Origin of the sequence: Stenotrophomonas sp. ZAC14D2_NAIMI4_6 (genome assembly GCF_003086875.1) — a bacterium.
In the GTDB taxonomy this organism is placed as follows: Bacteria; Pseudomonadota; Gammaproteobacteria; order Xanthomonadales; family Xanthomonadaceae; genus Stenotrophomonas.
The window spans coordinates 3,469,563-3,491,178 of sequence record NZ_CP025996.1; the positions used below are offsets into that span (position 1 = coordinate 3,469,563).

At 68.2% G+C, this 21,616-nt stretch carries 23 protein-coding genes and 1 other RNA gene; 15 read left to right on the top strand and 9 right to left on the bottom strand.

Annotated elements, in window-relative coordinates:
• Positions 1–488: 488 nt before the first annotated feature.
• From recG to C1933_RS15915, 6 genes are all read right to left on the bottom strand, one after another.
• On the bottom strand, positions 489–2,600 hold the full coding sequence (gene recG / locus C1933_RS15890) for an ATP-dependent DNA helicase RecG (RefSeq protein ID WP_108754033.1): 2,112 nt from the start codon (positions 2,598–2,600) through the stop codon (positions 489–491).
• Positions 2,601–2,607: 7 nt separating this feature from the next.
• Positions 2,608–2,994, bottom strand: a complete 387-nt coding sequence (locus tag C1933_RS15895) for a RidA family protein (protein ID WP_108750974.1) — start codon at positions 2,992–2,994, stop codon at positions 2,608–2,610.
• A 113-nt stretch (positions 2,995–3,107) separates the two neighbouring features.
• On the bottom strand, positions 3,108–5,264 hold the full coding sequence (locus C1933_RS15900; RefSeq protein ID WP_108750975.1) for a bifunctional (p)ppGpp synthetase/guanosine-3',5'-bis(diphosphate) 3'-pyrophosphohydrolase: 2,157 nt from the start codon (positions 5,262–5,264) through the stop codon (positions 3,108–3,110).
• A gap of 105 nt (positions 5,265–5,369) precedes the next feature.
• Positions 5,370–5,669 (bottom strand): DNA-directed RNA polymerase subunit omega, encoded by a 300-nt coding sequence (gene rpoZ, locus C1933_RS15905; RefSeq protein ID WP_108750976.1) that lies wholly within the window; start codon positions 5,667–5,669, stop codon positions 5,370–5,372.
• A gap of 110 nt (positions 5,670–5,779) precedes the next feature.
• Positions 5,780–6,445, bottom strand: a complete 666-nt coding sequence (gene gmk, locus C1933_RS15910; RefSeq protein WP_108754034.1) for a guanylate kinase — start codon at positions 6,443–6,445, stop codon at positions 5,780–5,782.
• Entirely contained in the window at positions 6,442–7,302 is an 861-nt protein-coding gene (locus C1933_RS15915; RefSeq protein ID WP_108754035.1) for a YicC/YloC family endoribonuclease, read from the bottom strand. The genes gmk and C1933_RS15915 overlap by 4 nt, the downstream gene beginning before the upstream one ends.
• 128 nt (positions 7,303–7,430) lie before the next feature.
• On the opposite strand from C1933_RS15915, the gene rph reads away from it, so the two are divergent.
• From rph to pepQ, 7 genes are all read left to right on the top strand, one after another.
• Positions 7,431–8,156: a ribonuclease PH gene (gene rph / locus C1933_RS15920; RefSeq protein WP_108750979.1), complete on the top strand. Its 726-nt coding sequence runs from the start codon at positions 7,431–7,433 to the stop codon at positions 8,154–8,156.
• Positions 8,153–8,542 (top strand): VOC family protein, encoded by a 390-nt coding sequence (locus C1933_RS15925; protein WP_108754036.1) that lies wholly within the window; start codon positions 8,153–8,155, stop codon positions 8,540–8,542. Before rph ends, C1933_RS15925 begins: the two co-directional genes overlap by 4 nt.
• A complete protein-coding gene (gene rdgB / locus C1933_RS15930; protein WP_108754037.1) occupies positions 8,539–9,135 on the top strand; it encodes an RdgB/HAM1 family non-canonical purine NTP pyrophosphatase in 597 nt (198 codons plus the stop codon). The genes C1933_RS15925 and rdgB overlap by 4 nt, the downstream gene beginning before the upstream one ends.
• A gap of 27 nt (positions 9,136–9,162) precedes the next feature.
• Positions 9,163–10,395 (top strand): radical SAM family heme chaperone HemW, encoded by a 1,233-nt coding sequence (gene hemW / locus C1933_RS15935; protein WP_108754038.1) that lies wholly within the window; start codon positions 9,163–9,165, stop codon positions 10,393–10,395.
• A gap of 105 nt (positions 10,396–10,500) precedes the next feature.
• Complete coding sequence (locus C1933_RS15940) at positions 10,501–12,786, top strand: DUF1631 family protein (protein WP_108754039.1); 2,286 nt, start codon at positions 10,501–10,503, stop codon at positions 12,784–12,786.
• A complete protein-coding gene (locus tag C1933_RS15945) occupies positions 12,783–13,157 on the top strand; it encodes a PilZ domain-containing protein (protein ID WP_108754040.1) in 375 nt (124 codons plus the stop codon). Before C1933_RS15940 ends, C1933_RS15945 begins: the two co-directional genes overlap by 4 nt.
• Positions 13,158–13,232: 75 nt before the next feature.
• Positions 13,233–14,564: a Xaa-Pro dipeptidase gene (gene pepQ / locus C1933_RS15950; RefSeq protein WP_108754041.1), complete on the top strand. Its 1,332-nt coding sequence runs from the start codon at positions 13,233–13,235 to the stop codon at positions 14,562–14,564.
• 498 nt (positions 14,565–15,062) lie between these two features.
• Here pepQ and C1933_RS15955 read toward each other — a convergent pair whose 3' ends face one another.
• Both C1933_RS15955 and C1933_RS15960 read right to left on the bottom strand, forming a co-directional pair.
• Positions 15,063–16,385: an aminopeptidase P N-terminal domain-containing protein gene (locus tag C1933_RS15955; RefSeq protein WP_108754869.1), complete on the bottom strand. Its 1,323-nt coding sequence runs from the start codon at positions 16,383–16,385 to the stop codon at positions 15,063–15,065.
• Between the two features lie 5 nt (positions 16,386–16,390).
• Positions 16,391–16,939, bottom strand: a complete 549-nt coding sequence (locus C1933_RS15960; protein ID WP_108750985.1) for a UPF0149 family protein — start codon at positions 16,937–16,939, stop codon at positions 16,391–16,393.
• Between the two features lie 151 nt (positions 16,940–17,090).
• Between C1933_RS15960 and C1933_RS15965 the strand changes: the two genes are divergently transcribed.
• The 8 genes from C1933_RS15965 to C1933_RS16000 all read left to right on the top strand — a co-directional run bounded on the left by C1933_RS15965 (position 17,091) and on the right by C1933_RS16000 (position 21,342).
• Entirely contained in the window at positions 17,091–17,312 is a 222-nt protein-coding gene (locus tag C1933_RS15965) for a TIGR02449 family protein (RefSeq protein ID WP_079223080.1), read from the top strand.
• Entirely contained in the window at positions 17,309–17,605 is a 297-nt protein-coding gene (locus C1933_RS15970) for a cell division protein ZapA (RefSeq protein ID WP_108750986.1), read from the top strand. The genes C1933_RS15965 and C1933_RS15970 overlap by 4 nt, the downstream gene beginning before the upstream one ends.
• Before the next feature lie 97 nt (positions 17,606–17,702).
• A non-coding RNA gene (gene ssrS / locus C1933_RS15975) (6S RNA) lies at positions 17,703–17,888 on the top strand.
• 83 nt (positions 17,889–17,971) lie between these two features.
• On the top strand, positions 17,972–18,565 hold the full coding sequence (locus C1933_RS15980) for a 5-formyltetrahydrofolate cyclo-ligase (RefSeq protein WP_108754042.1): 594 nt from the start codon (positions 17,972–17,974) through the stop codon (positions 18,563–18,565).
• Entirely contained in the window at positions 18,562–19,041 is a 480-nt protein-coding gene (locus C1933_RS15985; RefSeq protein ID WP_108754043.1) for an EVE domain-containing protein, read from the top strand. The genes C1933_RS15980 and C1933_RS15985 overlap by 4 nt, the downstream gene beginning before the upstream one ends.
• Positions 19,042–19,063: 22 nt before the next feature.
• Positions 19,064–19,711, top strand: coding sequence for a ribose-5-phosphate isomerase RpiA (gene rpiA / locus C1933_RS15990; RefSeq protein WP_108754044.1), 648 nt, complete (start codon positions 19,064–19,066; stop codon positions 19,709–19,711).
• A 21-nt stretch (positions 19,712–19,732) separates the two neighbouring features.
• Entirely contained in the window at positions 19,733–20,179 is a 447-nt protein-coding gene (locus tag C1933_RS15995; RefSeq protein WP_108750990.1) for a DUF192 domain-containing protein, read from the top strand.
• A gap of 317 nt (positions 20,180–20,496) precedes the next feature.
• Entirely contained in the window at positions 20,497–21,342 is an 846-nt protein-coding gene (locus C1933_RS16000) for a SirB1 family protein (protein WP_108754045.1), read from the top strand.
• Between the two features lie 35 nt (positions 21,343–21,377).
• Here C1933_RS16000 and C1933_RS16005 read toward each other — a convergent pair whose 3' ends face one another.
• The gene (locus C1933_RS16005; protein ID WP_108750992.1) at positions 21,378–21,602 is read right to left on the bottom strand and encodes a rubredoxin; all 225 of its coding nucleotides are present in this window, start codon (positions 21,600–21,602) and stop codon (positions 21,378–21,380) included.
• Between the last annotated feature and the right edge of the window lie 14 nt (positions 21,603–21,616).

A 21,616-nucleotide genomic window follows, 5' to 3' on the forward strand; every position in this document is an offset into this window, starting at 1 on the left:
CTCATTGAGGCGGCAAGGTCTTCGTGGAAAACATGGGGCGCCATCGACAACGGATGGCACGGGACTCCAATCCCGATTGATCTGAGGGTTGTTTACGCTTGCCTGTCGGCGTCGTTCGTTCTGGTCCGGACGGCGTCGGCAGGCAATCCGTCTGTGCGCTACGGCGGGCGGTGCGTGGAGGGCGTCATGCCCACCGGCTTTCTTCAGATCACCGGTATTGGAGCCACGCACCGCCTGCCACCGACCCAATTGATCCACGCCCCGCGTATATGGGCTTTTTGTAGAGTCGAGCCATGCTCGACTCACGTCCACCATGCAAATAGCAGCCAAGCATGGCTTGGCTCTACAAGGGTCTGCGGCAGAATCCAGCGCGCCTCGCCGCCGGGCATGGCCCGGCGCTACCTGGCAGATCCACGCCATGCGTGGATGGGCATCGCGAACCATGGGGTCAGAGCCCTTTGCTGCGCAAACGGATCTGACCCCGGGGCTTATGCCGAGGCGTAGCGTACGGCGGTGCCGATCCAGCGCTGCACCACGCGGTCGGCCAGCGCGGGCTGCTGGGCCAGCAGGCGCTCGGCCAGGTCGTGTACGCCCGGCAGCAGGCCGGCGTCGCGGGCCAGGTCGGCAATGCGGAAACCGGCCAGGCCGGTCTGCCGGGTGCCCAGCAGTTCGCCGGGGCCACGCAGTTCCAGATCCTTTTCGGCAATGACGAAGCCATCGTTGGTTTCGCGCATGGTCTGCAGGCGCTCGCGCGCCATCTGCGAAAGCGGCGCCTGATACAGCAGCACGCAGCGCGACACGGCCGAGCCACGCCCTACCCGCCCGCGCAGCTGGTGCAGCTGGGCCAGGCCCAGACGCTCGGCGTTCTCGATCACCATCAGCGAAGCGTTGGGCACGTCCACGCCCACTTCGATCACCGTGGTGGCCACCAGCAGATCGATCTCGCCGGCCTTGAACGCGACCATCGTCGCCAGCTTTTCCGCAGCCTTCAGCCGGCCATGCACCAGCCCCACGCGCACGCCCGGCAGCAGCGCCTGCAGCGACTCGTAGGTGGCCTGCGCCGGCGTGGCATCCAGCTCTTCGCTTTCTTCGATGAGGGTGCACACCCAGTACACCTGCCGGCCTTCCTGGCAGGCCAGGGCGATGCGCTCGATCAGTTCCGGGCGGCGGTCGTTGTTCAGCGCCACGGTCTGCACCGGGGTGCGGCCGGGCGGCAGTTCGTCGATGGCCGACACATCCAGATCGGCATATTCGGACATGGCCAGCGTGCGCGGAATGGGCGTGGCGGTCATCACCAGCTGGTGCGGCACGCTGTGCGCGCCTGCGCCCTTGTCACGCAGCGCCAGGCGCTGGTGCACGCCGAAGCGGTGCTGTTCGTCCACGATGGCCAGCGCCAGATCCTGGAACACCACCGCGTCCTGCATCAGCGCGTGGGTGCCGACCACCACCTGCGCCTCACCATTGGCCACCTGCTCGATCACCTTGGCGCGCGCCTTGCCGGTCACCTTGCCGGCCAGCCAGGCAATGCGCACGCCCAGCGGTTCCAGCCAGCCGCGCAGGTTGTTGAGGTGCTGTTCGGCCAGCAGCTCGGTGGGCGCGGCCAGCGCGACCTGCTTGCCCTGCTCCACCGCCAGCATGGCGGCCAGCGCGGCCACCACGGTCTTGCCCGAACCCACATCGCCCTGCACCAGCCGCAGCATCGGGCTGGGCCGCGCCAGGTCTTCGCGGATCTGCTTGAACACCCGTGCCTGCGCGCCGGTGAGGGCGAACGGCAGCTGCTTCAGCAGGGCCTTGGCCAACTTGCCCGGGCCTGCCAGCGGCGGTGCGTGGTGCGCCTGCAGGGCAATGCGCTGGCGGCGCAGGCTGAGGTGGTGGGCCAGCAGTTCTTCCATCGCCAGGCGCCGCTGCGCCGGGTGGGTGCCGGCGGCCAGCGCGGCCAGATCGGCATCCGGCGGCGGCCGGTGCACGGTCAGCAGCGCGCTGCGCAACGACGGCAGGCCCAGGCCATCGAGCCAGCCAGTAGGCAGCAGCTCCAGCGTGTCTTCTTCGGGAAGGCGGTCCAGGGCCTGGCCGATCAGCTTGCGCATCGTCATCGGCCCCACGCCTTCCACGGTGGGATAGACCGGGTCCAGGCGATCGCCGAGGTCGGGATCGTCATGGCGGCCCAGCACCTGGTAGCTGGGGTGGACGATTTCCAGGCCCAGGTGGCCCGGTTTCGGCGTGCCGAAGCAGCGCAGCCGGTTGCCCACCGCGAATTGGCCCACCTGCTGCTGGCGGAAGTGGAAGAAGCGCAGCACCAGGGTGCCGCGACCCTCGTCTTCCACCGCCACCTTCAGCATGGGCCGGTGGCGCATGCCGCGTTCGACCGCCACTACGCGCACGTCCACCTGCGCCGGCACGCCGTTGCGCAGGTCTTCGATCAGGGTCAGGCGGGTACGGTCTTCATAGCGCAGTGGCAGGTGCAGCCACAGATCCTGCAGGGTGGCCAGGCCACGCGCCTGCAGTTTGGCGGCCACGGCCGGGCCCACGCCGGCCAGCATCGCCAGGGATGCTTCGCCGGACGGTGACAGTGCCGGGGTGACCGCCGCCTTGCGTGCCACGTGGCGGTCAGTCGATGACCATCACCGCGTCGACCTCGAAGTTGGCGCCCTTCGGCAGGCCCGAGACTTCGATGGTGGAACGGGCCGGGAACGGGGCCTGGAAGTAGTCCTGCATGACCGCGTTGACCTTGGCGAACTCGCCCAGATCGGTCAGGTACAGGCCCAGACGCACGACCTTGTCCAGCGAACCACCGGCGGCTTCGGCCACGGCCTTCAGGTTGTCGAAGGCGCGGCGGGCCTGCGCTTCGATATCGCCGGCACCGACGATGTCACCGGTGGCCGGGTCCAGCGGAATCTGGCCGGAGAAGTACACGGTGTTGCCGGCGCGCACGGCCTGCGAGTACGGGCCGATGGCGGCGGGTGCCTTTTCGGTGTTGATGATCTGGCGGGACATGGTCGCTCCGGTGCTTTGGGAAAACAGAGCGGTGATTGTACCGGGTGGGCGCCGCAACGGCTTGGGGTCGGAGCCGTTTCCCAACGGGAAACGGCTCCGACCCCAGGTGTGCGTTATTGGCGGCGTACCGACTGCACCACCGACAGGCGGCGCAGGCGGCGCATCACTTCGGCCAGGTGGTTGCGGTCGCGTACCTGGATGTTGAACGCCAGCACGGCGGCGTTGAAGTCGCGGTCCAGGTAGTCCACCCGTTCGATGTTGGAGTGGCTCTGGGCGATCGCGGCGGCCAATTGCGCCAGCACGCCGGTGCCGTTCTCCACTTCCACCACCAGGGCGGTGTCGTAATCGCCGGACACGGTGGTGTCCCAACCGATCGGCACCCAGCGTTCGGGCGACTTGCGCAGCTCGGCCAGGTTCGGGCAATCCATGCGGTGCACCACGATGCCCTTGCCGGCGGTGTGGTAGCCCATGATCTCGTCGCCGGGAATCGGCTGGCAGCAGCCGGCGAAGGTCACCACGCCGCGCTCGCTGCCGTTGATCAGGATCTTTTCCTGCGAATGGTGGCGCGGACCGCCACGCAGTTCGGCGTAGGACATCAGCGCCTGCGCGGCCTGGGTCGGCATCCAGTTGCCCAGTGCCACTTCGGCCAGCAGTGCTTCCAGGCGCGGGTAGCGGTGCTCGGCCAGGAAGGCGTCCAGACGGCCCTTGGGCAGGCGTTCCAGCGACGAATCCATCGCTTCCAGCGCGCGGTCCAGCATGCGGTGGCCCAGCTGCACGGCGTCTTCGTGTTCCAGCTGTTTCAGCTGGTGGCGGATGGCGGTGCGCGCCTTGCTGGTCACCACGAATTCCAGCCACTGCGGCTTGGGCGTGGCCGACCGCGCGGTGATGATTTCCACCGACTGCCCCGACACCAGCTTGGTGCGCAGCGGCACCAGCTTCTTGTCCACGCGCGAAGCCACGGCCATGTTGCCCACGTCGGTGTGCACGGCGTAGGCGAAATCCAGCGCGGTGGCGTTGCGCGGCAGGGCCAGGATCTTGCCCTTCGGGGTGAACAGGTAGACCTCGTCCGGGAACAGGTCGACCTTCACGTTGTCGAGGAATTCCAGCGACGAACCAGCCGCGCGCTGCGAATCGATCAGTTCCACGATCCAGGCATGGGCCCGGCTCTGCGCGCTGTTGGGGGTGTCGCCGCCAAACTTGTAGGTCCAGTGCGCGGCCACGCCGCGTTCGGCGATCAGGTCCATTTCCTCGGTGCGGATCTGCACTTCGATGGGCGAACCGTACGGCCCGAACAGCACCGTGTGCAGCGACTGGTAGCCGTTGGCCTTGGGAATGGCGATGAAATCGCGGAAGCGCCCGTCAAGCGGTTTGAAGGTGGCGTGCACCGCGCCCAGCGAGTGGTAGCAGCTGGGCACGCTGCGCACGACCAGGCGGAAGCCGAACACGTCCATCACCTGGTCGAAGGATTTGTTCTCGTCGCGCATCTTGTTGTAGATGCTCCACGGGGTCTTGATGCGGCTGACCAGGCGGTGTTCCAGGCCTTCTTTGGCCAACCGCTGCGACAACTGCACTTCCACCTGCGCCATGGCCTCGCGGCGCACCACCGGCTGGCTGCGGATGTGTTTTTCGATGATCGCGTGGCGCCACGGGTACAGCGCCTTGAAGCCCAGGTTCTGCAGCTCGCTCTTGACCAGGCTCATGCCCAGGCGCTGGGCGATGGGCGCGTAGATTTCCAGCGTTTCGCGGGCAATGCGGCCGCGCGCTTCGCGGCTCTGTGCGCCCAGCGTGCGCATGTTGTGCAGGCGGTCGGCCAGCTTGATCATGATCACGCGCAGGTCGCGCGACATCGCCAGCAGCATCTTGCGGAAGCTTTCGGCGGCCGCTTCCTGGCGGTCGCGGAACTTCAGCTTGTCCAGCTTGGTCACGCCATCCACCAGCTCGGCCACGGCTTCGCCGAACTCGGCAGCCAGTTCCTCGCGGGTCAGCGGGGTGTCTTCGATGGTGTCGTGCAGGATCGCAGCGATCAGCGCTTCCACATCCAGGCCCAGCTCGGCCAGCACCTGGGCCACGGCCACCGGGTGGGTGATGTAGGGTTCGCCCGACTTGCGCGTCTGCCCAGCATGTGCCGACGCACCGACTTCCCAGGCCCGGCGCAGCAGCGGCAGCTGCTCGGGGGGCAGGTAGTGGGCGGCGCGTTCAAGCTGGAGGACGTAATCAGGTACGGCCGCGGCGGTGGGCGCGGCTACCTTGGCAGTGGGGCCTGGGTTCATGCCCGAAGCCTATTCCAGCGCGACGTTTACGGCAAACCCTGAATGCGAAACAGCCCGCACGGGGCGGGCTGTTCGGCTGTCCAGCAATGACCTTGATCGATGCGATCAATCGTCGTTCTTGGACATGTCTTCGTCGGCAACCACTTCGGCGGCGGCCCATTCCAGCGCTTCGCGCTCGGCACGCTCGCGCTCGGCCTTCTCGACTTCGTCGATCAGCGCGTTGTCGATCTTGCGGGCGGCGATTTCGCGCAGCGCCAGCACGGTCGGCTTGTCTTCGGTTTCGCTGTTGTCCAGCGTGGCCTGCACGCCATTGGCGAGCTGGCGGGCGCGCTTGGAGGCCATCATGACCAGGTCGAAACGGTTGTTAACGACTTCCAGGCAATCTTCTACGGTAATGCGGGCCATACGGGCTCCCGGCGACCGGTCGGCCGCTCAGTCGAATGAGGGAAAGGGGACGGAGTGTACGGCCAGGGGCTGGACAAAATCAAGCCAACCCCTGACGGAGCCTTTTGGAATCAGTCAGTTGCGCCCGAATCCGGGGTCAGCAGGGCCTGGATCAGGCCGGCGTGGCGGACCTTCTGGGCCTCCCGGCGCAGGCGGCTGGCGGTGAAGATGGCGCACAGCTCGTTCACTGCCGTGTCGAAGACTTCATTCACGATCACGTAGTCGAAGTCGTTGAAGTGCAGCATTTCCTCGCGCGCCGCACCCAACCGCTGGGCGATCACCGCCTCGCTGTCCTGGCCGCGCTTGCGCATGCGGTCCTGCAGGGCCTGCTTGGACGGCGGCAGGATGAACACCGTCACCGTGCCGGGCACCAGCTGGCGCACCTGCTGCGCGCCCTGCCAGTCGATCTCCAGCAGCACGTCCTGGCCGGCGGCCAGCTGCGGTTCCACCGACTGCCGGGCGGTACCCTTCCAGTCGCCGTGCACCCAGGCGTGCTCGAAGAAATCGCCGGCGGCGATCATTTCCTCGAACTTCTCCGCGCTGACGAAGTGGTAGTGCTCACCGTTCACTTCGCCCGGGCGCATGGCGCGCGAGGTGAAGGAGATCGACAGCGCGATCTGCGGGTCGCGTGCCAGGGTGGCGTTGACGATGCTGCTTTTGCCGGCGCCGGACGGCGCGGCCACGATGTACAGGGTGCCGCGCGCGGGCGCGCCGATGGGGGTGGGCTGGCTGCTCATTCGATGTTCTGCACCTGTTCGCGGATCTGGTCGATCAGCACCTTCAGTTCCACCGCCGCGTTGGAGGTGCGGCTGTCCACCGACTTGGAACCCAGGGTGTTGGCTTCGCGGTTGAATTCCTGCAGCAGGAAATCCAGGCGGCGGCCAACCGGCTCGCGCTGCTTCAGCACGCGGCGGATTTCCACGATGTGGCTGCCCAGCCGGTCCAGCTCTTCATCCACGTCCAGCTTCTGCAGCCACATGACCAGTTCCTGCTCAGCGCGGCCGGGGTCGACCGGGTGCGGCAGGTCGGCCAGGCGGGCAGCGAGCTTGGCGCGCTGCCCGTCGCGAATGGCCGGAATGAGCGTGCGCACTTCGGCGGCGATGCGCTCGATCGCGTCCACGCGCTCGGCAATGGCGGTGGCCAGCTTGTCGCCTTCGCGCTCACGGGCGGCCACGAAGCCGTCCAGCACCTGCTCCAGCAGGGCCAGCGCTTCCAGCTGCAGGGCGGCGGCATCGGTGGCCTCGCCCTGGGTCACGCCCGGCAGCTGCAGCAGCTCGGTGAAGCTGACCTGCAGGTTGGGGAAATCCGAGGTGAGGCGGTGCGCCAACTGGCCCAGCTGGCCCAGCAGCGCTTCGTTCACCTGCAGGCTGGCGGCGGCTTCGGGTGCGCGCAGGCGCATCACCAGGTCCAGCTTGCCGCGGCTCAGGCGCGCGGCGATGCGTTCGCGCAGCTGCGGTTCCAGCGCACGCAGTTCCTCGGGCAGGCGGGTGCCCACTTCCAGGAAGCGGTGGTTGACCGAGCGCAGCTCGCAGCCCAGCGTGCCCCAGGCCGTGGCGCGCTCGCCACCGGCATAGGCCGTCATGCTTCGAATCATCAGCGTTTCCGATGCTCTCAAAGGGGGAATGGTACCCTAGCGGCCCTATTCGAGCCTCCCTGCCTGCCCCTGACGGGTGCGGGCATGGCGGCGTACCTGCCTGTCTTACCCTCCAGGGAATTCGCACCATGTCCGATGCCCGCCCCAGTGGCCGCCAGCCCGACCAGCTCCGTCCGGTCGTCATCCAACGCGGTTTCACCCGCCACGCCGAAGGCTCGGTGCTGGTCTGCTTCGGTGAAACCCGCGTGCTGTGCACCGCCAGCGTGGAAAACCGTGTGCCCGGCTTCCTGCGCGGCAAGGGCGAAGGCTGGGTGACCGCCGAATACGGCATGCTGCCGCGCGCCACCCACACCCGCAGCGACCGTGAAGCCGCGCGTGGCAAGCAGGGCGGCCGCACGCTGGAGATCCAGCGCCTGATCGGCCGCAGCCTGCGTGCCTGCGTGGACCGCAACGCGCTGGGCGAACGCACCATCACCCTGGACTGTGACGTGCTGCAGGCCGACGGTGGCACCCGCACCGCGGCCATCACCGGCGCCTACGTGGCCCTGGTCGATGCGGTGAACGTGCTGATGAAGCGCGGCGACATCAAGCGCAACCCGATCCTGGGCGCGGTGGCTGCCGTGTCGGTGGGCGTGTACCGCGGCACCCCGGTGCTGGACCTGGATTACGCCGAAGACAGCGACTGCGACACCGACATGAACGTGGTCATGAACGATGGCGGCGGCTTCATCGAACTGCAGGGCACCGCCGAAGGCCATGCCTTCCGCCGCGATGAACTGGATGCGCTGCTGGGCCTGGCCGAAAAGGGCGTGGGCGAACTGCTGGCCGCGCAGCAGGCGGCGCTGTCGGCATGAACCGTCGCATCGCCCTGACCACCCTGGTGGTGGCCGACTACGACGAAGCCATTGCCTGGTACACCGGCAAGCTGGGCTTTGCCCTGCTTGAGGACATCGACCAGGGCAGCAAGCGCTGGGTGGTGGTCGGCCCGACCGACGGCAGCGCCGCCGCCCTGCTGCTGGCCCGCGCCAGCAACGAGGAGCAGCGCAGCCGCATCGGCAACCAGACCGGCGGCCGCGTCGGCTTCTTCCTGAACACCGACGATTTCCGCCGCGACCACGCCGCCATGCTGGCCGCCGGGGTGGAATTCCTGGAAGCGCCGCGCGAAGAACCCTATGCCACCGTTGCGGTGTTCCGCGACCTGTACGGCAACACCTGGGACCTGCTGGAGCCCCGCGCATGAAGACGCTCGTGCTTGCCAGCCACAACGCCGGCAAACTGGTGGAAATGCAGGAGATCCTGGCCGACCTGCCGCTGCAGATCACCTCGGCGGCCGAGCTGGGCCTGGGCGATGTGGACGAAACCGGCCTGACCTTCGTCGAGAACGCGCTGCTGAAGGCACGCGCCGCCTGCGAGGCCACCGGCCTGCCGGCGCTGGCCGATGATTCGGGCCTGATCGTCGATGCCCTGGGCGGCGCGCCCGGCCTGTACAGCGCGCGCTATGCCGGCCACCCGACCAACGCGGCGGCCAACAACGCCAAGCTGCTGCAGGCCATGGCCGAGGTGCCCGATGGCCAGCGCAGCGCGCGTTTCTATGCGGTGATCGTGCTGCTGCGCCACGCCACCGACCCGCAGCCGCTGATCTGCGAAGGCCGCTGGGAAGGGCAGATCATCCGCGAACTGCGCGGCACGAATGGTTTTGGCTACAACCCGGTGTTCCTGGACACCACCCACGGCCTGACCGCCGCGGAAATGGAGCCGGCGCTGAAGAACGCGATCAGCCACCGCGCACTGGCCCTGCAGCGGCTGAAGCTGCAGCTGGCTGCCGCTCTCTGACCCACACCCGCACGTAGTTCTGCCGTCATGTCCCACGCCCACGATCACTGCAACCACCTGCCCGGCGAAGCCTGCGACGGCGACCACGGCCACCCCGCACCGGTGCGGCTGGTGCCGCCGCCGCTGTCGCTGTACGTGCACCTGCCCTGGTGCGTGCGCAAATGCCCGTACTGCGATTTCAACTCGCACCAGGCCAAGGGTGAGCTGCCGTTCGAGGCCTACATCGACGCCCTGCTGCGCGACCTGGACCAGGATCTGCCGCTGGTCTGGGGCCGGGTGGTGCACAGCGTGTTCTTCGGCGGCGGTACGCCCAGCCTGTTCCCGCCCGAGGCCATCGATCGCTTCCTGCAGCAGGCCAGCGCGCGCCTGCGCTTCGCGCCCAATGCCGAAATCACCCTGGAAACCAACCCGGGCACCGCCGAACACGGGCGCTTCGACCGCTACCGCGCGGCAGGCGTGAACCGGCTCAGCTTCGGCATCCAGAGCTTCGACGATGCCGCGCTGAAGCGACTGGGCCGCATCCACGACAGTGGCGAGGCCGAGCGCGCGGTGAAGATGGCCCAGGACGCGGGCTACGACAACTTCAACATCGACCTGATGTACGCGCTGCCCGAACAGACCCTGGCCGGCGCCGAGGCCGACCTGGAACGCGCGTTCGCCCTGCAGCCGGCGCACATCTCGCACTACCAGCTGACCCTGGAACCGAACACGGTGTTCTTCGCGCGGCCGCCGCAGGGCATTCCCGATGAAGACAACGCCTGGGACATGCAGGAGCACTGCCAGGCCTTGCTGGCCCAGGCCGGTTACGGCCAGTACGAGGTCAGCGCCTATGCCCGCCCCGGTCGGCAGAGCGCGCACAACCTGAACTACTGGCGCTTCGGCGATTACCTGGGCATCGGTGCCGGCGCGCACGGCAAGATCAGTTCCGGCGCCGAAGAACACGTGCTGCGGCGCTGGAAGGTGAAGCACCCGCAGGCCTACCTGGACAGCGCCGGCACCCCGGCCTCGTTCGGCGGTGACGAGGTGATCGCCGCCGAGCGCCTGCCGTTCGAGTACATGCTGAACCTGCTGCGCCTGCACGAAGGCTTCAGCCTGCGCGATTTCGAATCGCGCACCGGCCTGCCACGCAGCGTGCTGGACGCCCCGCTCGCCCAGGCCCGCCAGCGCGGCTGGCTGCAGGTGGCCGACGGCCATGTGCAGCCCACCGAGCTGGGCCGGCGCTTCACCAACGATGTGGTGAGTCTGTTCCTGGAAGATTGATCGGGCGCTCTGGATGGCGCCAGGCAATGCCCGGCGGCTGGCGCCCTGCCCTGCCGACACGGTAGATTGCCGTAACGATCCGCGGGAATCCGGAACCCCTCGTCGATGTCTGCCGTTTTTTCATTGTCCAGCGCGGACACCGCGCGCCTGGCCGCCGCCGACCTGCCACCGCGGGTACGCGAGGTGCTGGGCGCGTTGATCGGCCTGTGCCACCACACCCTCACCGCGCCGTTGATCCTGACGGTGGAGGCGCTGGAACAGACCCTGCTGCACGACGCCGACCACGCGCGCAATCCGCAGCAGCAGGCCGACCTGCTGGCCCAGCGCGGGCAACTGCACGCCTTCGCCGGGCACTTCAGCGAGCGCATGCTCGATGCCCTGACCGATGCACTGGTGCGCTTGCGCGAACCAGCCGCAGCACCCGCGGCGCCGGCAACGCCGCCGCCGCTGCCGGCCATGATGGGCCTGTCGCTGGTTGCCGAACACGAGGTGGACCGCGACCTGCTGCTGGTCGAAATGGTGCGCAGGGAAACCCTGCGCTCGGCCAATGCGCTGAACCTGCTGGGCCAGCGCATGGGCGTGCTGGCCGCCGCGCCGGCCTTCGATGCGGAAACGCTGCCGCTGGCACCGCAGGCGCTGTGCGCGATGGTACGTCGCCTGGCTGAACGCGATGGCCTGAGCATGGAGGTGCAGCTGGCGCTGTACCGCAGCTTCGAGCGCCAGTGCCTGGAACGCCTGGGCGATACCCTGGACCGCGCCAACGCGCTGCTGGCCCAGCACGGCGTGCTGCCCGGCCTGGTCTACACCCCCTATCTGGCACGCTCGTCGGCCACCCGCCGGGTGATCACCCGCTCGGTCGGCCACGAACGCAGCGGACGCCCCGCGCCGCGCACGGTGACCCCGATGACCGGCTGGGGTGGTTCGGCACCGGCCGGTTCGTGGTCGAACCTGATGCAGGACGCCTTTGCCGGCGCCGATGCGGCGGCCGCCGGGCTGACCGTGCCGGCCAACACCGTTCTGCACGAACTGCTGCAGCAGGCCCGCCGCCTGCCGGCGCAGCCGCTTGCCCTGGAACCGACCGCGCTGCCCACCGCCGCGGTGGATGCCGTGCTGGCACGCCTGCAGGGCCAGGCCAGCGCCGCCACCAGCGTGACCGACCTGCAGGGCGCCCTGCTGGCCCAACTGCGCAGCGAACATGGCGCGCAGGCACAACTGGCCGGGCACGACCGCGACAACCTGGACCTGCTGCGGCTGCTGTTGCAGCAGGTCCAGCAGCAACAACGGCCCGACCCGGTGCCCGCGGCCCTGCTGGCGCGCCTGCAGGTACCGCTGGCCCGCGCCGCCATGGCCGACCCGGCCTTCTTCGTGCGCGACGAACACCCGGCGCGCGAACTGCTGAACACCGTGGCTGAAGCCGGCGCACGCTGGCTGGGCGACGACGACGTGGACCCGCAGCTGCTGCAGCGGCTGGCGCAGAGCGTGCAGGGCCTGCTGGGCCAGGATGCGCGCACGCCGGAAGCATTTGCCGCCGCCAACGAGGAAATCCAGCAGCACCAGCGCGCCGCCGCGCACCGCGCCGAACTGGCCGAACGCCGCCACGTGGAAGCCGCACGCGGCAAGGAACGGCTGGAACTGGCCCGGCGCGAAGCCACCACCCAGATCGACCAGTGGTGCCAGGCCACGCAGCCGCCGCGCTTCGTGCAGACCCTGCTGCGCCAGGCCTGGGCCGATGCCCTCACCCTTACCCGCCTGCGCCACGGCGAAGATTCGCCGCAATGGCGCGAGCGCCTGCAGCAGACCGAGCGCATCGCCACGGTCACCGCCGCACCGGCCAGCGCGGCCGGCATGACCGACGCACCGCTGGCCGCCGATGTGGAAGCGGCGCTGCTGCAGGTGGGCTACCACGCCGACGAAGCGGCCGCCGTGGCCCGTCGCCTGGCGACCCCGGGCGGCGAAGACGAAAGCACCTCGCGCACGGAACTGAGCGCGCGCCTGAAAGCGCGCGCCCGCCTGGGCGAACAGAACGACGGCAGCGCCGACAGCCAGGCCGACGCCGGGCGCAGCGCGCGCAGCGACAGCGAGGAAGCCTGCTACCAGCAGCTGGTCACCCTGCCCTTCGGCAGCTGGTTCGACATCGACGTGGGCGACGGTGCGCAACGGCGCCAGCGCTTGTCCTGGTACAGCCTGCTGACCGGGCACGTGCTACTGGTGAACGCCCGTGGCCAGAAGACCGGCGAAACCACGCTGGATACGCTGGCGCGGCAGATGGCCGGCGGCCAGGCCCAGCTGGTCACCGAAGAAAAGGGCCGCCTGGTGGACCGCGCCTGGCAGGCCAGCCTGTCGGCGCTGCGTTCGCTGGCCAGCCGCCTGAACCCGGAGCCCAAGGCATGAGCACGCAACCGCCCGTGGATACTCGCCGCGCCCCGCGCCGGCAGGTAGCCGACCTGGTGCCGGTGACCGACCAGATGCGCGACGCCGTGATCGGCCGGCTGGGCAATGTTTCCGAAACCGGCATGCTGATGCTGGCCAGCACCGGCCTGCGCGAGGATGCGCTGTACCAGCTGCGCTTCCCGTTGGCGCTGGGCGATGGCCGCAATGAAACCATCGACGTGGGCGTGCACCTGCTGTGGAGCGAGCCGGCGCACGTACCGGGCCAACACTGGGCCGGCTTCCGTTTCCTGACCCTGTCACGCGAGCACCGCCAGCTGCTGCGCGGCTGGATCGGCGAAGACAACGATCAGGCGCCGGTTTCGACAGGCTGAGTGCCGGTTCCGGCACAGCGGTTTTTCGCCGTATGCGGCAGAATCTAAGGCCGTTTTCCGTGTCGAGCCACCGCAATGATCCAGCAAGACCCCGGCGCCCTGTATTCCGACCACCTGGCCGTGCTGTGCCGACGCGCCGAACAGGCGCTGGCGCGCGGCGGTTTCGACCATCTGGTGGTGCCCAGCGGCACCCTGCATTACCAGGTGTTCGACGATCGTGACTACCCGTATGCGGTGAACCCGCAGTTCAAGGCCTGGCTGCCGCTTACCCGCGTGCCCAACAGCTGGGTGGTGTTCACCCCCGGCAAGCGCCCGGCGGTCATCTTCCACCAGCCCTTCGACTACTGGCACGTGGTGCCCGATGCCCCCAGCGGCTGGTGGGTGGAGCACTTCGACATCCACATCATCCGCACGCCGGACGAGGCGCTGGCCCTGCTGCCGGCCAACCCGGCCCGCTGCGCGATCCTGGGTGAGCCGCAGAGCGCGCTGGGCGCCTACGTGCCGAACAACCCGGCGCCGGTGCTGAACTACCTGGAATGGCACCGCGCCTACAAGACGCCGTATGAAGTGGCCCTGATGCGGCAGGCGCAGGTGCTGGGCGTGCGTGGCCACCGCGCGGCCGAGGCCGCCTTCCGCAACGGTGCCGACGAATTCAACATCCACATGGCGTACTGCCAGGCCGTCGGCCAGGATGCCAACGAACTGCCCTACGGCAACATCGTGGCACTGAACGAACACGCCGCCGTGCTGCATTACACCGAACTCGGCCGCAAGGCACCGCAGCCGCTGCGCAGCTTCCTGATCGATGCCGGCGCCAGCGCCCTCGGCTACGCCAGCGACATCACCCGTACCTACGCCGCGCACGGCCACGACGAGTTCGCCGCGATGATCGATGCGGTGGACGCGGCCCAGCAGCAGATGTGCGCGGCCGTGCGCGCCGGCTTCGACTACAAGCAGCTGCACGTGGACGCGCACCTGTCGCTGATGGGCGTGCTGAAGGACTTCGGCGTGATCAAGGTTTCGCCGCAGACCGCACTGGAAACCGGCGTCAGCGCCGCGTTCTTCCCGCACGGCATCGGCCATCTGATCGGCCTGCAGGTACACGACGTGGCCGGCTTCGCGGCCGGCGAAGACGGCGGCCGCATCGAGCGCCCGGCCGGCCACCCCTACCTGCGCCTGACCCGCGTGCTGGAACCGGGCATGGTGGTGACCATCGAACCGGGCCTGTACTTCATCGACATGCTGTTGAACGAAGTGAAGGCAGCCGGCCATGGCGATGCGATCAACTGGGACCGTGTGGATTTCTTCCGCCCCTACGGTGGCATCCGCATCGAAGACGAAGTGCTGTGCACCGAAGGCAACGCGGACAACCTGACCCGCCCGGAGTTTGCGGCAGCCAACGGCTGAGCCCCTCGTGGCTGGGCGCTGGGTGCGGCGGGATTACTGATATCTGGCCGGGCGGATGGGCTGCGCAGGGGACGCTGCAAGTACATCCATGTAAGCTCGGTCGCCGCATCCATGCGGCTCACGCCCCTGCGCACCCCATCCGCCCGGCCACGGACAATTTCCGTGCGCGTCCAGCCACGGAAAAGAAAAGAAAATCAAGAGCGGGTCGCTCGCTGCGCTCGCTCTGTGTCGACCAAGGTCGACACCTACCAACGGCCGCGTGAACCAACACCGCACGTTCCAAGAATCGCCGTTACCAACAGCCGCGTGAACCTGTCGAAGGCGGGGCACTGCGGGTTTGCGGGGTGTGAGCCGCATGGATGCGGCGACCAAGCACCCATGGACGGGTTTACGGCGTCCCCGCAAACCCGCAGTGCCCCGCCATCCCACGGAATGCCGCTCTTGCTTTGGCCGTTGCCGTTGCTTCAGTCGAGCAAGCTCGACTCTACGCAGTCCCGCTCAACCCGCCATCACCGCTTCGATCTCGTCGGCGCTGCGCGCCAGGCCTTCGGTCAGCACACGATGGCCGTCGTCGGTGATCAGCACGTCATCCTCGGTGCGGATGCCGATACCGCGCCAGCGCGGTTCCACCGTGGTGTCGTCCACGCCGATGTACAGGCCCGGTTCGATGGTGAAGGCCATGCCCGGCTCCAGCAGGCGCGATTCGCCGGCCAGCCGGTAGTCGCCCACATCGTGTACGTCCAGACCGATCCAGTGCCCGGTCTTGTGCCGGTAGAAACGCTGGTACAGCCCTTCGGCCAGGTTCTTTTCCAGCGTGCCCTTCAGCAGTCCCAACCGCAGCAGGCCCTCGGTCAGGGTCTGCACGGCGGCCAGATGGCCGGTCTCGTAGGCCACGCCCGGGCGCGCCTGCGCCATGGCGGCGGCCTGCGCCTGACCGACCAGATCGTGCAGCGCGCGCTGTTCGGCAGTGAAGCGACCGTTCACCGGGAAGGTGCGGGTGATGTCGCTGGCGTAGCCGCGGTATTCGGCGCCCGCATCGATCAGCACCAGTTCGCCGTCGCGCGAGCGCGCGTTGTTGTCGCGGTAATGCAGGATGCAGCCGTTGCGACCGGCACCGACAATGCTGCAGTACGCGGGAACGGCATCGCTGGCGCGGAACACCCGCTCCAGTTCGGCCTGCAGTTCGTATTCGTGGATGCCCGCCCTGGCCGCGTGCATCGCCGCCAGGTGCGCACGCACGCTGATCTGCGCTGCATGCTGCATCAACGCCACTTCGGCACCGGATTTGAACAGGCGCTGCTCGTGCAGCAGGTGGCCCAGCTCCAGGAACTCGTGCGGCGGCTGCGCGCCGTGGCGTACCTGCGACCGCACGCGGTTCACCCAGCCGATCAGCTTCAGGTCGAAATCCGCTTCGCGGCCGAAGTGGTAATAGACGCGCGAGCGCCCTTCCAGCAGGCCGGGCAGGATGTCGTCCAGATCATCGATCGGGTAGGCATCGTCCATGCCGTAGTGCGCCACCGCCCCGTCCTGGCCCGCGCGGCTGCCATCCCACGCCTCGCGCTCGGCATCGCGCTCGCGGCAGAACAGGATGGCTTCGCCGTGGCGGCGGCCGGGAATCAGCACCAGCACCGCCTCCGGTTCCGGGAAGCCGCTCAGGTATTGGAAATCCGAATCCTGGCGGAACGGAAAATGGGTATCCAGGCTGCGCACCTTCTCCGAGGCCGCCGGCAGGACCAGGATCGCATCGTCGCCGGCCATGTCCATCAGCTGGCGGCGGCGGCGCTTGTACTCGCCGGCGGCAATGCCGGTGCGCTGCTTGATATCCATCAGTTCAGGCGCTGGCGGTGGCGCGCGGCCAGCACCACATCGCCGTGCAGCAGCAGCACCGCCACGCGGATGAATTCCTCGATTTCCGACAGCGCCTCGTCATCGTCCTCACCGCCGGCCTCGAAATCCTCGCTGGAGGCACGCGCCAGGCTGGCCATGTCGGTCAGGGCTTCCTCGCCCTCTTCGGACAGGGTGGGACGGCGGCCGCCGCTGCCCAGGCCGAAGCCGCCCAGGAACGAACGGGTCCAGCTGAACATGGCATCGGCCTGCGCGGCCACGTCGTCGTTGTCGGTCAGCAGCAGTTCGAAGGCGAAATCGCGGTCTTCCAGCTGCTTGATGGTGGCTTCCAGCAGCTGCGCCAGCGCGCTGCCGGGGGCGACCGGGGCCAGATTGTCGTCGGCCAGCACGCGGGCCGGCCAGTCGTTGCCGGGGGCGCCGCCGGCGGCCAGCCAGCCGCACAGGCCGCCATGCAGCTCGGCAGCGGTGGCGCCCAGGCCCAGTTCCTGGCTGGCGCGGGAAACGTCGTCGACGGAGGGAAGTTCGGTCATCGTGCGGCTCGTTCGTAAGGGAAACCTGGGGCGCGCACGCGCGCGCCCGTGAGCCCTGTAGTGTAGCAACCCAACCGGGTCGTCCTCGTGGCAGTCCGGCCCTGCTGCGACAACGCTTGACCGCCCTTACCCGGCTTGCCTATCGTGCGGCATGGAACCCGCCGACCCCCTTGCCCAGCTGCAGGCTTTTGCCGCCCGCGTGGAAGCGCTGCTGGAGCGCAACCAGCGCCTGGCCGAGGAGAACCGCAGCCTGCGCCACCAGCAGGAACAGCTGGTGGCCGAGCGGTCCACCCTGCTGGCCAAGAACGAACAGGCCCGCTCGCGGGTGGAAGCGATGATCAGCCGGCTCAAATCCCTGGAGCAGCACACATGAGCGCAGAACCGGTCAGTGTCCGCATCCTCGATCGTGAATACACCGTGGGCGTGGGCGGCGATGAACGCGACAGCCTGATGGCCGCCGCGCGCCTGCTGGATGCACGCATGCGCGAGATCCGCGGCAGCAACCGCATGGCCGCTGTTGATCGGGTGGCGGTGCTGGCCGCACTGAACCTGGCCCACGAGCTGCAACTGCTGCGCGACGAGAACGCGCGCCAGGCGGTGGCCCTGCAGCAGACGCTGGCCGATCTGAACCGGCGCCTGGACCGCGCGATCGATAGCAGCGTGTGAGCAACGCGCACAACGCGTCTTCTCATATCTGAATTGGCACGGACTGTTGCCGACGAACGGCCTATCCAGATCGTGCACGCTGGCTATAATGGCCACGCGTTCTCTGCGGTACTCGACGGCATGTGCAAACATTCGCCTTGTCCCTTAAGAACGACACCGGGAGCGCGACAGCGCCGGGAGTGCAGGTCCGCCTTGTAGCGGGAAGCCCGATGGTTCTCCAGCGTTCCCACTTGAGCCCCCGGGTTCAAGGTCGTTTCGCATGCATCGACATTGCGGAGAATGCAATATTCCAGCAAGGGCGGCGTCTTCGGGCGTCGCCCTTGTTCTTTCCGGCACAATGGCCGCTGTTTCCTGCCGCCACCTGCCATGACCGACCCGCGCCAGGCCCTGCGCCACGACCTGCGGCAACGCCGCCGCGCACTTTCCGCGCCCATCCGCATTGCGGCTGCCGAATCGCTGGCCGACGCCCTGCTGGCCCTGCCGTTCGCCCCGCGCGAAGGCGCCGTGGCCGGCTACTGGGCGCTGGATGGCGAGATCGCCCTGCACCGCTGGCAACTGCAGTTGCCTGACACCGTGGCCTACTGCCTGCCGGTGCTGGCCGGCGATGTGCTGCGCTTTGCGCCGTGGCGGCCGGGCCAGCCCCTGACCAGCAACCGCTACGGCATTCCCGAGCCCGATGTGGCCGTGGCCGACACCCTGGACGCCAGCCAGATGGCGCTGGTGGTCACCCCGCTGGTGGGCTTCGACGCGCAGTGCCGGCGGCTGGGCATGGGGGGCGGCTGGTATGATCGCAGCTTCGCCTTCCGCCACGACCGGCCGGCACCGCCCTGGCTGGTGGGTGCCGCGTTCGCCGCGCAGCAGGTCGAGTCCTTGCCGGTGGCGTCGTGGGACGTGCCGGTGGATGCGATCTGCACCGAAGACGGCACCCTGTTCCCCTCCGCTGCCCCCGTGAACGCATGACCGCCCGCAAGCGCTATTGGCTGATGAAGTCCGAACCGGACGCTTTTTCCATCGATGACCTGGCCAAGGTGAAGGTCGAGCCCTGGAACGGCGTGCGCAACTACCAGGCGCGCAACTTCATGCGCGACGGCATGCAGGTGGGCGACGGCATCCTGTTCTACCACTCCAATACCAAGGTGCCCGGCATCGTCGGCCTGGCCACGGTGGCCAGCCCGGCCTACCCGGACGACACCCAGTTCGACCCGGAATCCGACTACCACGACCCCAAGAGCACGCGCGAGAACCCGCGCTGGATGCTGGTGGACGTGGCCTTCGACCGCAAGCTGCCGCAGGTGATCGCGCTGGACGAGATCAAGCTGCACGCCGACGAACTCGGCGAAGGCTTCCCGCTGGTTGCCAAGGGCAACCGCCTGTCGGTGTTCCCGGTCACGGCCCCGCAGTGGAAGCTGCTGCTGTCGCTGGAAAAGAAATCCTGATTCCCTGCCTGAGAGTTCTCCCATGTCCGAAGCCAAGCGCCTGGCCGCTGAAAAAGCCATCGAATACGTCGAAGACGGCATGATCGTCGGGGTCGGCACCGGTTCCACCGTGGCCTACTTCATCGATGCGCTGGCCCGCATCCAGCACCGCATCAAGGGCGCGGTATCCAGTTCGGAACAGAGCACCGCGCGCCTGAAGCAGCACGGCATCGAGGTGATCGAGCTGAACCACACCGGCAACCTGTCGCTGTACGTGGACGGCGCCGATGAGTGCGATCCGGGCAAGTGCCTGATCAAGGGCGGTGGCGCGGCGCTGACCCGCGAAAAGATCATCGCCGAGGCCAGCGAGCGTTTCGTCTGCATCGTCGATCCCAGCAAGCAGGTGCCGGTGCTGGGCAACTTCCCGCTGCCGGTGGAAGTGATTCCGATGGCGCGCAGCCTGGTGGCCCGACAGATCCGCGACATGACCGGCGGCCAGCCGACCTGGCGCGAGGGTGTGGTGACCGACAACGGCAACCAGATCCTGGACATCCACAACCTGCAGATCACCGATCCGGAAAAGCTGGAGCGCGAGCTGAACCAGCTGCCGGGCGTGGTCTGCGTGGGCCTGTTCGCGCGCCGCCGCGCCGATGTGGTGATTGTCGGCGGTGAACCGCCGGTCGTGCTCTGACCCCTGCGAAGGACCCTGACGATGTCGCTGTTGCGTTCGCTGCTGATGCTTCCGCTGCTGGCCCTGACCGGCTGTGCCACCGATGCCGCCCGCCACTGGGTGGAGCTGGACGGCGCCCGTTACAAGGTCGAGCTGGCCACCAACGATGACACCCGCGCCCGCGGCCTGATGTTCCGCGACCAGATGCCGGCCGACCACGGCATGCTGTTCGTGCACGAGCAGGAGGAGATGCAGGCGTACTGGATGAAGAACACCCGGATCGCGCTGGACATCCTGTACTTCGACAGCCAGCGCCGGCTGGTCAGCCAGCAGCGCGATGTGCCGCCCTGCTCGGCCGGCGACCGCTGCCCGCCCTACCCCAGCAGCGGCCCGGCCCGCTACGTGCTGGAGCTCAATGCGGGCCAGGCGGAAAAGCTGAAGCTGAAGGACGGCACCGCACTGACCTTCGGCCCGGGCATCGAGAACTGAGGGACGGCCGGGCTGCGCCCGGCACCCGCCGAATCAACATCAACGGCAAGAGCTGGGCGGCCGAGGGATGGCGGGGCGGTGTGGGCTTGCAGGACACGCCGTAAACCCATCCGTGGGGGCTCGTAGGCGCCATCCATGGCGCCTGCGGTCCTGCAAGCCCACACCGCCCCGCCTCTGACAGATTCCTTGTGCTGTTGGTAGGTGTCGACCTTGGTCGACACGGTAGGTCCACGCCATGCGTGGATAGGGCAACAACGACATGCGGAATTCACGCCGCACCGCTTGAAACCGCCTGCGATTGCCGCCAGTCTGTGGCCATGCAGGACCGGATCACACTCCCCGACTGGGATGCACTGGCCGACCTCGATGACGAGGCGCTGCCACTGTTGCCGACCGCGCTGCTGATCGCGCGCGATGAATACCCCGATCTTCAACCCGGCGTGTACGAGGCGCTGGTGCAGAGCCATGTCGATCACCTGCGCGCCGAAGTGGACACGATCGAGCGCTGGCCGATGAAGATGGCCGCGGTGAACCGCCACCTGTTCGACGAGCTGGGTTACAGCGGTGACCACCAGCAGTACTACGACCCCCGCAACAGCTACCTCAACCAGGTATTCGAACGGCGCCTGGGCAATCCCATCTCGCTGGCCCTGGTGCAGATGGAAGTGGCCCGGCGGCTGGGCATTCCGCTGGACGGGGTGTCCTTCCCCGGCCATTTCCTGGTGCGCCTGCCCGTGGACGACGGGGTGCTGGTGATGGACCCGTTCAATGGCGGTCGCCCGCTGGACGTGGACGAGCTGCGCGAACGCGCCAAGTCACACCTGGGCGGGCAGGCACCGGACGACCAGGTGCTGGCGCAGATCCTGGATCCGGCGCCGAGCCGGGCGATCCTGATCCGCATGCTGCGCAACCTGCATGGCGTCTATGCCGAAGCCGGCGAATGGGACCGTGCCGCGCGCAGTGCCGACCGCCTGCTGAAACTGGCCCCGGAACAGGACGATGCCCTGCGCGACCGTGGCCTGGCCTATCTGCAGCTGGAGTACCTGGTCGGCGCCCGGCATGACCTGGGGCAGTACCTGAAGCGCAACCCGGACGCCAGCGATGCGCAATGGCTGCGCGAGAAGCTGATCGACCTGGGCGGGCCGATGCCGCGGTTGCATTGACCGGTAGCGCCGGGCCATGCCCGGCGGCGCCCCAATCAATCGATCTCGACCATCTCGAAATCGTCCTTGGTCACCCCGCAATCGGGGCAGGTCCAGGTCTCGGGAATGTCCTCCCAGCGCGTGCCCGGGGCGATGCCCTCTTCCGGCAGCCCGTCCGCCTCACGGTAGATGAAGCCGCAGACCACGCACATCCAGGTGCGCAAGGTGGTGGGGGTGGCATCGCTCATCGGATAATCAACGCTGGATTCACTGGCCGTCATTGTCCCACCGCGGC